General features: G+C 46.9%; 13 protein-coding genes and 1 riboswitch. Of the genes, 12 read left to right on the plus strand and 1 reads right to left on the minus strand.

Translation table 11 applies throughout. From position 1 onward, the window contains the following. The first annotated feature begins 54 nt into the window (after positions 1 to 54). From MKY85_RS08910 to MKY85_RS08935, 6 genes are all read left to right on the plus strand, one after another. Positions 55 to 420 carry an arsenate reductase family protein gene (locus MKY85_RS08910; RefSeq protein ID WP_339240850.1) on the plus strand — a complete coding sequence of 122 codons (366 nt, stop codon included), beginning with the start codon at positions 55 to 57 and terminating at the stop codon, positions 418 to 420. A gap of 138 nt (positions 421 to 558) precedes the next feature. Then, entirely contained in the window at positions 559 to 1,452 is an 894-nt protein-coding gene (locus tag MKY85_RS08915; RefSeq protein ID WP_339240852.1) for a 5'-3' exonuclease H3TH domain-containing protein, read from the plus strand. 5 nt (positions 1,453 to 1,457) lie between these two features. Next, positions 1,458 to 2,564, plus strand: a complete 1,107-nt coding sequence (locus MKY85_RS08920; RefSeq protein ID WP_339240853.1) for a phosphodiester glycosidase family protein — start codon at positions 1,458 to 1,460, stop codon at positions 2,562 to 2,564. 30 nt (positions 2,565 to 2,594) lie between these two features. After that, the gene (locus MKY85_RS08925; protein ID WP_342572409.1) at positions 2,595 to 3,281 is read left to right on the plus strand and encodes an MOSC domain-containing protein; all 687 of its coding nucleotides are present in this window, start codon (positions 2,595 to 2,597) and stop codon (positions 3,279 to 3,281) included. A 76-nt stretch (positions 3,282 to 3,357) separates the two neighbouring features. Then, a complete protein-coding gene (locus tag MKY85_RS08930) occupies positions 3,358 to 4,236 on the plus strand; it encodes an ROK family protein (RefSeq protein ID WP_017689617.1) in 879 nt (292 codons plus the stop codon). Positions 4,237 to 4,412: 176 nt separating this feature from the next. Beyond that, positions 4,413 to 5,414, plus strand: coding sequence for an HRDC domain-containing protein (locus tag MKY85_RS08935; RefSeq protein WP_339240856.1), 1,002 nt, complete (start codon positions 4,413 to 4,415; stop codon positions 5,412 to 5,414). Between the two features lie 70 nt (positions 5,415 to 5,484). Here MKY85_RS08935 and corA read toward each other — a convergent pair whose 3' ends face one another. Beyond that, positions 5,485 to 6,420 (minus strand): magnesium/cobalt transporter CorA, encoded by a 936-nt coding sequence (gene corA / locus MKY85_RS08940; RefSeq protein WP_062833460.1) that lies wholly within the window; start codon positions 6,418 to 6,420, stop codon positions 5,485 to 5,487. 451 nt (positions 6,421 to 6,871) lie between these two features. After that, positions 6,872 to 6,995, plus strand: a riboswitch (SAM riboswitch). Between the two features lie 235 nt (positions 6,996 to 7,230). On the opposite strand from corA, the gene metA reads away from it, so the two are divergent. The 6 genes from metA (at position 7,231) to MKY85_RS08970 (ending at position 14,124) form a co-directional block, all read left to right on the plus strand. After that, the gene (gene metA, locus MKY85_RS08945) at positions 7,231 to 8,148 is read left to right on the plus strand and encodes a homoserine O-succinyltransferase (RefSeq protein WP_339260044.1); all 918 of its coding nucleotides are present in this window, start codon (positions 7,231 to 7,233) and stop codon (positions 8,146 to 8,148) included. A gap of 24 nt (positions 8,149 to 8,172) precedes the next feature. Then, positions 8,173 to 9,360, plus strand: a complete 1,188-nt coding sequence (locus MKY85_RS08950; RefSeq protein WP_342572410.1) for a PLP-dependent transferase — start codon at positions 8,173 to 8,175, stop codon at positions 9,358 to 9,360. Next, a complete protein-coding gene (locus tag MKY85_RS08955) occupies positions 9,357 to 10,529 on the plus strand; it encodes an aminotransferase class I/II-fold pyridoxal phosphate-dependent enzyme (protein ID WP_339240860.1) in 1,173 nt (390 codons plus the stop codon). The genes MKY85_RS08950 and MKY85_RS08955 overlap by 4 nt, the downstream gene beginning before the upstream one ends. A 241-nt stretch (positions 10,530 to 10,770) precedes the next feature. Beyond that, positions 10,771 to 11,907, plus strand: a complete 1,137-nt coding sequence (gene mqnC, locus MKY85_RS08960; protein ID WP_339240862.1) for a cyclic dehypoxanthinyl futalosine synthase — start codon at positions 10,771 to 10,773, stop codon at positions 11,905 to 11,907. Positions 11,908 to 12,135: 228 nt separating this feature from the next. Continuing rightward, positions 12,136 to 13,074: an aldo/keto reductase gene (locus MKY85_RS08965; protein WP_342572411.1), complete on the plus strand. Its 939-nt coding sequence runs from the start codon at positions 12,136 to 12,138 to the stop codon at positions 13,072 to 13,074. A 36-nt stretch (positions 13,075 to 13,110) separates the two neighbouring features. Beyond that, positions 13,111 to 14,124, plus strand: a complete 1,014-nt coding sequence (locus MKY85_RS08970; protein ID WP_342573318.1) for a zinc-binding alcohol dehydrogenase family protein — start codon at positions 13,111 to 13,113, stop codon at positions 14,122 to 14,124. The last annotated feature ends 40 nt before the right edge of the window (positions 14,125 to 14,164 follow it).

A 14,164-nucleotide genomic window follows, 5' to 3' on the forward strand; every position in this document is an offset into this window, starting at 1 on the left:
AAGCGAGAAGTCGAAACCGGAGCCACACCGGAGCCACACAGGAGGAACAAATAAATGAGCAACTTAAAAGTATATCAATATGCCAAATGCGGCACATGCCGCAAAGCTGTAAAGTGGCTTGAAGCGCAAGGACATGAGCTGGAGCTAATCCCCATTTTTGACACACCACCATCAGAATCTGAACTAACAGAATTGATCCAGAAAAGCGGGCTCGAGGTGAAAAAGTTCTTTAATACGAGCGGGGAAGTGTACAAAGAACAACAATTGAAGGACAAGCTGCCAGGCATGTCCGCTGATGAACAGATTCGTTTGTTGGCTTCCAATGGTCGGTTGATCAAACGTCCGATTGTTACGGATGGAGAAAAGGTGACAGTTGGTTTCAAGGAAGAAACGTTCGAGCAGGAATGGAATAACGCATAAGCGTGCTGAATACCAGCCTTGAATTGTTCAAGATTCAGGGCTTTTTTGGCTGAACGATGGTTGGCGGAACTATGCTATAATGATAGAATTAGTTTCGTATTTTATATGCTAGATCAGGATAGGAGAGAACAAATTCAAGTGAATCAACGTAATGAACCTACTTTGTTGCTGGTGGACGGTATGGCGGTGTTGTTCCGTGCTTTTTATGCGACATCTGCAAGCGGATATATCAGACGTACAAAGGCAGGATTGCCTACCAACGCAGTCTACGGATTTATCCGTTATTTCTGGGATGCGGTTCAGACTTTTGGGCCAAGTCATGTCGTATGTTGTTGGGATATGGGCGGTAAGACGTTCCGCGGTGAAGAATATGCAGCCTACAAAGGCAACCGGTCTGAAGCTCCAGATGACCTGATTCCCCAGTTCGCCCTGATTCGTGAAGTCATGGATAGTCTGGGTATTCCGAATATAGGTGCACAAGGATTCGAAGCTGACGATTGCATCGGGACGCTTGCTAAGTATTATACCGAAGAGACAGATATGAATGTTATGGTACTGACGGGTGACCACGACATGTTGCAACTGATTAATGATCGCACGAGTATCATTATTATGAAAAAAGGCCATGGCAACTACATGGTGTACAATCCTGAAACGCTCATGGCAGAGAAACAACTGACACCTCGTCAAGTCATTGACATGAAGGGTCTGATGGGAGATGCCAGTGACAACTATCCCGGAGTACGGGGAATTGGTGAGAAAACAGCGTTGAAGCTTGTACAGGAATATGGCTCCATTGAAGGGATTTTGAGCAACATGGATAAACTGACCCCTTCGGTGCGTAACAAGATTGAGAATGATCTGGACATGCTTCATCTGTCCCGCAAACTGGCAGAGATTCATTGTGCTGTTCCGGTTGCCTGTGCGCTGGATATCTGTGAATTGCGTCTTGATCCGGATATGGTGATGGACAAGTTTGAACAACTTGAGATGAAGAGCCTCGGCTCTTGGATGGGAGTGGCAATAGGGTGAGCAACATGAAGAACGTACGATCAGGCAAAAAGTGGTGGACAGGGGCTATGGCCCTCGTCCTGGCCTTGCCAATAATTCTTTCGGGAGCAGTAAGTGCGCCACAGACAGTGGATGCCAAAGCAGCAATTAGCACCAAAGTACAGAAAGTAAAAGCAGCAGGACGTAATTTTACCGTACAGACCGTTTCGATTCCGAAGGGAACACCGGTTACCGTGGGACTCGCGAAGAAGCAAGTTGGCCAGACGGCTACATTGCCATCGATTGTGAAAGCCTACGGTGCACAAGCAGCCATTAACGGAGCATTTTTCGAAGCATATAACGGAGCACCAGATCCATACGGCATGTTAATAGCAAATGGTAAGGTCATACATATTGGAAGATACGGAACATCCATCGGATTTAAGGAAGATGGCTCGGCGATCATGGATTCACTTCAGGTGAGTTTGACAGGTAAAGTAACAGATACAAAAGGCAAATCACGCAGTTGGTATGCGACATTTATTAATCGAACACCCTCTGCGAATGCAAGCATTACGATGCTGTATACACCTGAACGAGGTGCGACAGTCGGGTTCAAAGGTGGTACTGCAGTAGTCATGGAGAAAGGCATCGTGACCAAAAAAGTCCCTAACACCAATGTAGCCATTCCTAAGAATGGCTCTGTGCTGGTCTTCACAGGCAACCAAAAGTCCTCTTCAGATCGTTTCACCGTTGGCTCAACCGTAGAAATGAATTACAAATATACGAACGCAGCAGGTAAAGAGATTCCTTGGCAAGATGTGGTGACCGCTGTGGGAGCAGGTCCGCGTCTGGTGAAAGACGGCAAGGTAGCTGTAAATCCGACGAGTGAAGGTTTCAAGGATGCCAAGATTCTTAATGCTTCCGGAGCCAGAAGTGGTATCGCAATCATGGCGGACGGTTCTGTTATGCTGGCTACCGTTTCCGGAGCAACAATCAAGGAGTGGGCAGCGGTGATGCAAAAGCTTGGGGCGAAGCAGGCCATGAATCTGGATGGTGGCGCATCTTCAGGCATGTACGCCGGGGGCAAAATGCTGACCTCACCAGGTCGACTTTTGAGTAATACACTCGTATTTGGTGGCTCTGTTCGTTAAAAGAAAGTGATTATGGGAGGGATGACGCAAATGACACTCACATCTGATCGAAAGCCAGAGGAGGGTAGTACAGCTGTTCTGGCCATCAATGTAGGACTGCTGCAACCGCTCTCTGGGCAGAAGCGTGAAGTGCTGAGCGGCATTGTGAAACACCCTGTATCCGACGCGGTTTTCCTGTCATTCACTGGAATGACAGGGGATGCGCAGGCGGATCTGGTGCATCATGGAGGCCCTGACAAGGCCGTTTGTGTATACGATTACAGTCGTTATCCGGAGCTGGAACAGTTGATGGATCGCAAGCTGGACTGGGGAGCTTGTGGAGAAAATCTGACGGTTGAAGGCTGTGCCGAAGAAGTCGTTCGGATTGGTGATGTCTACGAGTTGGGCGAAGCCACAGTGCAGGTCAGTCAGCCCAGACAACCTTGCTTCAAGCTGGGCGCGCGGTATGATTATAAGGAACTGCCTGTATATTTTCAGGAGAGTGGATATACCGGCTTTTACTTTCGTGTCCTGCAAGAAGGTGAGGTAAGTCCTTCATCGACATTTCGACGGATCAGCACCGATCCTGCATCAATGACCGTTCTTGAAGCCAATCGAATTATGCATCAGGGGAAAGAAAATGTCGAAGGTATCCAGGCGCTGCTAGCCATTTCTGCGCTGTCAGACAGCTGGAGGCAGACGTTAATGAAACGATTGTCCAAGCTGGAGAACAAGTAGCAGGATAACTATAGTGTCATCAAGTAAAGCACGAAAAATGATTTCCTTTTTAAACTAACTTGGGAGTGTGACTAACATGACGATCTTAGGCGCAATTGAAGCAGGCGGAACCAAATTTGTATGTGGTATTGGCACAGAAAACGGAGAAGTTCTGGAACGCGTAAGTTTTCCAACAACAACACCGGAAGAGACAATGGCTCAAGTGATTTCGTTTTTTGAAGGCAAAGGCATTGAAGCTCTGGGCGTAGGTTCATTTGGTCCGATTGATCCGATTGAAGGAAGCCCGACGTATGGCTATATCACAACAACACCGAAGCCACATTGGGGACAATATAACGTGATTGGCAAGCTCAAGGAGCATTTTGATGTACCGATGACATTTGATACGGATGTGAATGGTGCGGCACTTGGAGAAGCAACCTGGGGCGCTGCACAAGGTCTTGAGAGCTGTCTGTATATCACGGTGGGTACAGGTATTGGTGCAGGTGCTGTAGTTGGCGGTAAAATGGTCCATGGATTGTCACATCCAGAGATGGGACATATCATTGTACGCAGACATCCGGAGGATACATACGAAGGTTTCTGTCCGTATCATGGCGACTGCCTCGAAGGCCTTGCAGCAGGCCCAGCCATTAACAAACGTTGGGAGCAACCGGCTTATGAACTGCCTGCAGATCATAAAGCATGGGAGATTGAAGCACATTACCTGGCACATGCACTGATGAATTATGTTCTCATTCTCTCTCCACAGAAAATCGTAATGGGTGGCGGAGTAATGAAGCAGGAGCACCTGTTCCCGATGGTTCGTAGCAAACTGCAGGAGTTGCTGGCTGGATATGTTCAGCATCCCGCACTTCAATCCGAGATTGACCAGTATGTTGTTTCACCGGGACTTGGTGACAATGCGGGACTATGTGGTTCGCTGGCGCTTGCCAAACTGGCATTAAATAAGTAGATCAATAAGGGATTGACGAATTTTACCATTGTGGTATGATATGGGCAACAGCATAGTACGGTTAATGAGGAAGCACCTCTCTTGCATGGATTTTGCAGGAGAGGTGTTTTTTTGTGCTGCCTTTAGGTAGTGTAGCTAACCCGTTTAGGCTGAAATGTTAAAGGGAGGGAACGGAGATGGAAGTCATTTTCATGAACAGATTGTCCAGAATGTCAGATCAAAATGCAGAGTATGCACAGCTATGGATTGGGGAAGAGGAGGATGGTTGGCAGCTGGGATGGAGTCGCTACGAGGAAGGAGAACGTGAGGACAGCATCTGGTATGAAGGGACTTCTTGGGAGGAACTGCTTCATATTTATCGTCATCAGCTCGCCATACAGATGAGTGAGGGATACCGACCGCAGTTACAGGGGTTATTTCATGAGAATGATGATTTGAAGTTGCGCAGTTATGGTGGGCAGCGACTCCATTGTTACAGTGAGTTATACGGCAATGAGCAGTTATATACGGATTTGTGCGCCTGGCGTAGAAAGAGAGCCGTGTCTGACCGGAAGGCACCGTATTTTATTGCAACGAATCGTCTGCTGCGTTTGATCAGTGCCTTTGTGCCGCAATCGATGGATGAACTGATGCAATTGCCGGGCGTAGGGGAGAGCAAAGCGACCGACTATGGTGCGGAATGGATGGAGATTACGAACGGGTTGGAGCGTTCAACGACATTCCCGCTTGAATGGGTGTACACGGCGCTGAAGGAAGAAGAGTATGAGAACTGGTTATACAAGCAGAGAGAGCAGAAGTACAAACAGGAACTTGATAAGTTCACCACGCGCAAGCAGGTGCTTGAAGGCATGAAGGAAGGGCATACGTTAGAAGAAATCGTTAATCGATCCGGATTATCCCGACGCGAGTTGATTGAGCTGTTAGAGACACTGGATCTCGAAGGTTATGACACCGATTGCCTTCTTGATGTGGAGCTTGCTGTGATGCCAGAGAACGAACAAGAGGCTGTATGGAGTGCATATGAGGAGCTGGGAGATACGTTCCTGAAGCCAGTATTACATAAGGTGTATGGAGCGGAGAAGCCCGACGGAGGAAGTCTGGAGCAGGTCTATGAAAAACTGCGCATGATTCGCATCCGCTTCCGTCGGCATGCAGAGACAGAGCGGAATGTAAGTTAGTTGCAGGGTATAGAAAAAGACGACGCGTTCCTCCAAGAGGAGCGCATCGTCTTTGTTATTTCGTACGAGTTCATACCCAGTCTTTTTTGCGGAAAATGAAGAACATGCTCAGGCCCAGTGTAACCATCAGGCCAATTACAACAAAATAGCTGTATTTCCAGTTAAGCTCGGGCATATTCGTAAAGTTCATACCGTATATTCCGGTAATAACCGTCAGCGGCATGAAGACCGTGGTAATGGCGGTAAACACACGCATGATCTCATTCGCCCGGTTCGCTATACTGGATTGGTAGGCTTCTCGCAAGTTGCCCATCAGGTCGCGATAAGTCTCAAAGGTTTCCGAAATTTTTACGGCATTTTCATAGATGTCACTGAAATACTTTTGCAGTTGATCATCGATGAGACGCAGATCTTTTTTGTTCAGTGTGTTAATGACCTCTTTCTGAGGTCCAAGGACTTTTTTCAGCCACAGAATCTCACTGCGCAGCCCGATGATTTCATTCAGATGTGACTTTTTGGTATGCATCAGAATGTCTTCCTCAAGCTTCTCAATCCGTGCTTCAATTCGGTCACCTACGGTGAAATAATTATCAACAATCAAGTCAACCAGCAAATAGAGCAGACGATCCGGTGTACTGATTTCCTGTTCCCACAGGATTGGTTTCAGTGTGCGCAATTCGCTGACCTTTTGCTTCGTAACACTAATAATAAAATGTCTGCCAAGGAACAAGTTGACTGCACGCAGAAAAATCTCTTCATCATCGAAACGTATGCTATTGATTACAATAAAATAATGGTTCTCATAAATTTCAATCTTCGGACGTTGTTCTTCGTCACTAAGACAGTCTTCCACAGCCAGATCATGCATCAAGAACAGCGGTTGAAGTACCGCCAAATCGTCTACATCTGCATCAATCCAGTAAAATCCTTCCGCTGGTGGAGTCAGCGCCTGCTGAATATCGTCCACCGGAATAAACACACCGTTGTTTACCAACCGGATTTTCATCGTTAATCTACTCCTTCTGCACCCGCCAACTCGGCGGATATTATCATTATGGGCGCAAAAAGAACAAATCAGCCGGTCGGCAGCGGAGCCTGGAGATCAGGGCTGCGTTCACTATATAATCAAACGGAAGTCACGTCCCGCTGCCGGCATGCTGATGTCAATTCTCTATGCAGTTTGTCGGAATTCGGCTGCCAGTCAGGCCTCGGGTCGCCATCCATTTAATATGTCACCTCTCACATAAGGGTTTATAACACCTTGTTTAGTATACCGCTGGTACAAGGTGCTTTCAAGCGCAAAAATGTGTCTATTTCGCGCCCTGAGGCAGTGTATGACAACGGATGAAGAACGGTTCCGATCTGGACAGCAGACAGAGAACTGCACCTTGACGTAAAGGCATTAATGTAATAAAGTAGACGGTGAACCATATTAAATTACAATCTAATACAGCGAAATCTTATCAAGAGTAGGTGGAGGGACTGGCCCGATGAAACCCGGCAACCGGCGGTATACCGCACGGTGCTAATTCTTGCAGCGACCTAGTGTCAAGTGGCACTGTTGTAACTGAGAGATGAGAGAGGCGCATATCTATTTACATATGACCTTTCTCGAAATCCGAGGAAGGTCTTTGTCATATGCCCCGACTTCTCAGCAGTGATTTTCGCTAAGGAACTTGAGGTTGTTTGTAACGTTGGATGAAGGAGCAATTCAATGTTTTTACAAGCTCAAGGCAGTCTGTCACTGTATTGATATGAAGACATCAAGCCAGTGGCAGCTGCATCTATCTATGCACAAGGAGGAGTTAGACTTACCATGCCAATCAAAATTCCGGATACTTTACCAGCAAAAGAAGTACTTGAAGGAGAGAATATCTTCGTCATGGATGAAACTTCTGCATACCAGCAGGATATTCGTCCACTCCGTATCGCTATATTAAACCTGATGCCGACAAAGGAAACGACCGAAACACAATTGCTTCGTCTGGTCGGAAACACGCCTATTCAGGTGGATGTTGTTCTCGTACACCCAAAATCCCATACGTCGAAGAATACGTCTCAGGAGTATTTGGATCTGTTCTATAAAACCTTCGACGAGATTGAACACCGCCGTTTCGATGGCATGATTATTACGGGTGCCCCGGTGGAACAGATGGATTTCGAAGACGTGAACTATTGGAATGAGATCCAGGAGATCTTCGAATGGACCAAAACCAATGTGACTTCAACCCTCCACATATGTTGGGCTTCCCAAGCAGGTTTATACCATCATTTTGATGTGCCGAAAGTACCACTTGATGAAAAGTGCTTTGGCGTTTTCCCACATACGATCAATAAACCACATGTTCCATTGTTGCGTGGATTTGATGAAGTATTCAACGTTCCACATTCCCGTCATACGGAAGTGAGACGCGAAGATATTGAAAAGAATGAAAATTTAGAGATTTTGGCTGAATCCGAGGAAGCGGGTATCTTCCTGGTTGCGACCAAAGACGGCAAACAAATTTTTGCCACAGGTCATGCCGAGTACGACCCGTTCTCATTAAAGTGGGAGTATGACCGGGATGTAGCCAGAGGGTTGGATATTGCATTGCCTAGACACTATTATCCAAATAACGATCCTTCCCGTGTGCCACCGGCTACCTGGCGCGCTCATGCCAACTTATTATTCTCTAACTGGCTCAATTACTATGTGTATCAAGAAACACCTTACGATATTGGCCCGCAAATCTAATCGAGATTACAGGAGGATGCAGCAATGGAAGACAACAACAAGTTGAAAATCGAAAGCCGCTTAGCACAAATAGGGTCCATCAATGAACCGGTAACAGGCGCCATTAACTTTCCGATCTATCAATCCACTGCGTTTCGCCACCCGAAGCTAGGACAAAGCACGGGGTTTGATTATATTCGTACGACGAATCCAACCCGTAAGGTATTGGAAGAAGCAGCCGCAGCGCTAGAGTCTGGTGATGCGGGGTTTGCCTGTAGCTCGGGTATGGCTGCACTGCAAACGATCTTTGCCATGTTTGGTCAAGGGGATCATCTGATTGTATCGTTGGATCTATACGGTGGAACCTATCGTCTGCTTGAACGCATTCTGTCTCGTTTTGGCGTAACTGCCAGTTATGTAGATACGAATGACCTTGCAGCACTGGAGAAGGTTCGTCAGCCAAATACCAAAGCGGTATTTATTGAGACACCAACCAATCCATTGATGATGATCACCGATGTGGAAGCCGTTGCTTCCTGGGCGAAAAGTTACAACCTGTTGACCATTGTTGACAACACGTTGTTGACTCCATTTTTCCAACGTCCGATTGAACTGGGTGCCGATATCATCATTCATAGCGCTACCAAATATCTGGGCGGACACAATGATGTGCTGGCCGGACTAATTATAACCAAGGGTGAGGCATTATCTGCAGAGATGGCGTTCCTGCATAATTCCATTGGAGCGGTATTGTCTCCAAGTGACTCCTACCAGTTGATGAAAGGGATGAAAACGCTGGCTCTTCGCATGGAGCGTCATGAGTACAATGCGCTTACCATTGCCAAATATTTGCTTGAGCATCCAGCAGTGGGTGAAGTGTATCATCCAGGCCTGTCGGATCATCCAGGGTATGAGATACAAAATAAACAATCCACAGGTAACACAGGTATTTTCTCTTTTAAAGTGAAGGATGCACGTTACGTTGAACCATTGCTGCGTCATATCAAACTGATTGCTTTTGCCGAAAGTCTCGGTGGAGTGGAATCACTCATGACCTACCCAGCGGTACAAACGCATGCGGATATTCCGCTTGAAATTCGTGATGCTGTAGGTGTCGATGACCGACTGCTCCGGTTCTCTGTAGGCATTGAACATGCGGATGATCTGATTGCAGATCTTGGCAATGCTCTGACAGCTGCACAACAGGAAGTTGAAGGAGGCGTGCACTCATGAGTGAGTCCAACAACAAGCCCAATTCTGAATTGAAATTTGATACCAAATTGCTTCATTTTGGTGATGAAATTGACAAAACAACTGGAGCCTCCAGTGTGCCAATCTATCAAGCCTCAACCTTCCATCATTTTGATATCTTCAATCCACCTCAACATGATTACAGTCGTTCGGGTAATCCGACACGTCAGGCTCTGGAAGATTACATCACACTGCTGGAGGGCGGAGCGCGAGGATTCGCCTATTCATCGGGGATGGCTGCGATCTCCAGCGTGTTCATGATGTTCTCCGCAGGGGATCACATGATTGTAACGGAAGATGTATATGGAGGCACGTATCGGTTGCTTACTTCCATATTAAGCCGTATGCAGATTGAGACGACTTTTGTGGACATGACCAATATAGATGAAGTAAAAGCGGCGCTCAAGCCAAACACCAAGGCAGTTTATATGGAAACACCATCCAACCCTACTCTGCGTATTACGGATATCGCTGCCGTAACTGACTGGTCGAAGGAACATGACCTGATCACGATTCTGGATAACACCTTTATGACACCGTACTATCAGCGTCCAATTGAGCTTGGTGTGGATATCGTCGTACATAGTGCTACCAAGTTCCTAGGGGGGCATAGTGATGTGCTGGCAGGCTTAGCAGTTGCTCGCACGGAATCACTTGGCGTACAACTGAAACAGTTGCAGAATGGACTTGGAACTGTACTCGGGGCACAAGAATCCTGGCTTCTGATGCGCGGGATGAAAACCTTGGGGGCTCGTATGGCTCATAGTGAACGGAGTACAGCCAGACTTGCGGCATGGCTTAATGAGCGCAGTGATATTACCGCTGTCTTTTACCCTGGACTGGAGGATCATCCGGGCCGCGAGGCACATGAGCGCCAGTCAACAGGATATGGAGCTGTCGTTTCATTTGACGTCGGTTCAGGAGATCGTGCAAAAGCAGTTCTTAACCGGGTGAAGCTACCCATTGTTGCTGTAAGCCTGGGAGCTGTCGAGAGTATTCTGTCCTACCCAGCGATGATGTCTCATGCAGCAATGCCGGCTGAGGTTCGCCGGGACCGTGGCATTACAGACGGGTTGCTGCGTTTCTCGGTAGGTCTGGAAGATATCGAAGATCTGATTGTAGATTTGGAACAAGCACTTCAGGAATCCTAACAAAAGGGAGTATCCAAATACCCTTATGAGTATCACTTAAGTTCGGATAAATTCCATTCCATATGTAAAAATTTTTACTTATTTTTAAAGCACCTGTACATAAGGTGCTTTTTTTCACATGTAACCTGTGTTACGATATGTGGAGTACAGAAATGCGATGTTGCCACCAGAACTTGCTTCTTTTGAACAAGTTGGGACGGATCGTTATATAATTTCTCTTCATGAGGGAGGCTTTTTTACGATGAGTACGGTAGACCGTATCTTAGATAAAGCCCTTCGGGGCGAACGTTTGGACTTGGAAGACACGATTCAGTTATTTGAATCCAATGAAGTGGACAAAATCGGGGCAGCTGCTAATGTCGTTATGAAACGCATGCACCCTGAGCCATACAGAACATTTGTAATTGGGCGTAACGTCAACTACACGAACGTGTGTGATGTGTACTGCCGTTTTTGTGCTTTCTACCGCAGACCTGGTTCAGATGAAGGTTATGTGCTTCCAGATGAAGTTATTTTCCAGAAGATTCAGGAAACGGAAGATGTGAATGGTACCGAAATTTTGATGCAAGGTGGTACGAATCCAAACTTGCCTTTCAGCTATTATACAGACCTGTTGAAAGCCATCAAGGAGCGTTTCCCGAACATCACGATGCACTCGTTCTCACCTGCTGAGATTATGAAAATGGTTGAAGTCTCCGATGGCCTTACATTGGAAGAGGTTGTTCGTGCTATACACGAAGCTGGACTGGATTCCTTGCCTGGCGGCGGCGCTGAAATTCTGGATGACCGTACACGTCGGAAAATCAGCCGTTTGAAAGGTTCATGGCGGGATTGGATGGACGTTATGCAAACTGCACACCGCATCGGCATGAATACCACGGCAACGATGGTTATCGGCCTTGGTGAATCGATGGAAGAGCGTGCTTTACACTTGCTCCGTGTACGTGAAGCTCAGGATGAATGTATTGCGAACAAGTATGATTCCGAAGGTTTCCTGGCGTTCATTCCTTGGACTTTCCAGCCAGACAATACCAACCTTAAGCTGGAGCGTCAGACGCCGGAAGAGTACTTGAAGACTGTAGCCATCAGCCGACTGGTGCTTGATAATATTAAGAACATTCAATCCTCTTGGGTAACCATGGGTCCTGAGATCGGTAAGAAGTCGCTTGAATTTGGATGTAATGACTTCGGCAGCACCATGATTGAAGAGAACGTTGTATCTGCTGCGGGTGCAACTTACAAAGTGAACATTGAATCCATTTTACGTTTGATTCGAGAGGCCGGTTATATTCCCGCACAACGTAACACCCGTTACGACATCTTGCGCATGTTCGATGAAGAGAATACCGTGCATGAAGATTTCGTAATGCAGAACTAATTATAATATTTGTATACCACTTCCATATATGCTGATCGTTAGATGAGTATTAATGAAGCAAGCCCGCTGACTACTCCGTCTGGAGGAACGGCGGGCTTTTTGATTTTTTCTGGAGATTGAGGTCATTAAACAGTACATGTTACGCAATTGGCGATATTTTATATTGTAATTGAACTGTTACAATGAAAAGGAACTTGTGTAGTCAGACATGTTGGAAGGGGCAAACCAATGAAGAGAAGAACACTTGGAAAGACCGAACTGGACGTTCCTGTATTGAGTTTTGGAGCATCCTCACTTGGCTCTGTATTTCGTGACATTGACCGGGAAGAGGGAATTCGCACTGTACATGCTGCTGTAGATGCCGGAATGAATTACATAGACGTTTCGCCTTATTATGGATTGACAAAGGCAGAGACGGTGTTGGGTGAGGCTATCCGCAGCTTGCCGCGCAGTTCATATATGTTATCAACCAAAGCCGGACGGTATGGGGAAAATGAGTTTGATTTTTCACGTAAGCGTATTCAGGATAGTGTACAAGAGAGCCTCAAGCGATTGCATACCGATTATATTGATATTTTGTTCCTGCATGATATTGAATTTGTGCCAGCAGAGATTATTATCGAAGAAGCTTTTCCAACGTTGCTGCGTCTGAAAGAACAGGGAGTTATTCGTCATGCGGGCATTTGCGGATTACCCTTGCCATTGTTCGAGAAGGTTCTGCCACAGATTAATGCGGATGCAATCATCTCGTATTGTCATTATTCATTGAACGATACCTCATTGTTATCTTTGTTGCCTTTGTTGGAAAAGAAAGAAATTGGCCTCGTGAATGCTTCGCCTCTTTCTATGGGCTTGTTAAGCACCCGAGGTGCTCCTGCTTGGCATCCGGCAGGTGAACGGGTGAAGCAGCTCTGTCTGGAGGCTGCACAATTCTGTGCAGATCAAGGCAGTGACATTGCCAAGCTGGCCGTGCAATTTTCCACGTCGAGTGAACGTATTCCAACTACACTGGTGAGCAGTGCTAATCAGCGTAATATCGTCAATAACGCAGCCTGGATCGAAGAACCGATAGATCAAGGGCTGCTGGATGAAGTGCTGCGCATATTGGCTCCATTGCATAATGAGACGTGGTCAAGCGGGCGTCCTGAATATAATGCGGAGTTATAACAACATGACATTAGAAACATTCAAGGGGGAACAATGATGAGAGCCATTGTGTGTGAAGAAATAGATCGTTTAGAGCTGCAAGACCTGCCTCAACCGGAACGTGCGGAAGGAGAGGCGCTGGTTGCGATAAGGCGGATTGGAATCTGTGGAACAGATCTGCATGCATATAAAGGCAATCAGCCATTCTTTACCTATCCTCGCGTGCTGGGTCATGAACTGGCGGGTGTTATTGAAGAGATCGGTCCGAACGATGCAGGGCTATGTCCAGGGGATCAGGTAAGCATTATTCCATATCTGCATTGCGGTCATTGTATTGCTTGTCGCAGTGGAAAAACCAATTGTTGTGTGTCCATGCAAGTCATGGGCGTCCATGTAGACGGAGGCATGAGAGAAAGAATCAGCGTGCCGGTCTCACATCTGCTTTCAGCAGAAGGTTTGACACTGGATGAGACCGCAATGGTAGAACCCTTAAGCATTGGAGCCCATGCGGTCAGGAGAGCGGGAATTAAGCCTGGTGAGCATGTAGTTGTGATTGGAGCTGGCCCGATTGGGCTTGGCGTCATGGCATTTGCCAAACAGGCAGGTGCCCATGTTATTGCCGTTGACCGTAACCTGGACAGGCTCGAGCTTAGCCGGACTTGGGCTGGAGCGGATGAATTGGTACAGGCCAATGAACAGGCTGTACAACAAGTGGCTGAAATTACGGGAGGCGACTATGCTACAGCGGTCTTCGACGCAACCGGTAACGTGAATTCCATGAATGAGGCCATTCAATATGTGGCGCACAGTGGTCAACTCATTTTCGTCGGACTGGTGAAAGCGGATATTACTTTCCATGATCCTGAGTTTCACAAGCGGGAGATGAGCATGCTGGGCAGCCGAAACGCAACCCGTGAAGATTTTGAACAAGTCTTGTCAACCCTGCGTCAAAAGAAATTAAGTATGAATGGTTATATCACACACCGAGTGGAGTTTGATGAGTTACCTGCTACAATCGACCAATGGCTCTTGCCAGATTCACATGTAGTCAAAGCCATCGTTGAGCTATAATCATAAGTAAATCGGATAACAGAAAAAAACGCTCTCTGAC

Origin of the sequence: Paenibacillus sp. FSL R5-0749 (genome assembly GCF_038595085.1) — a bacterium.
Taxonomy (GTDB): domain Bacteria; phylum Bacillota; class Bacilli; order Paenibacillales; family Paenibacillaceae; genus Paenibacillus.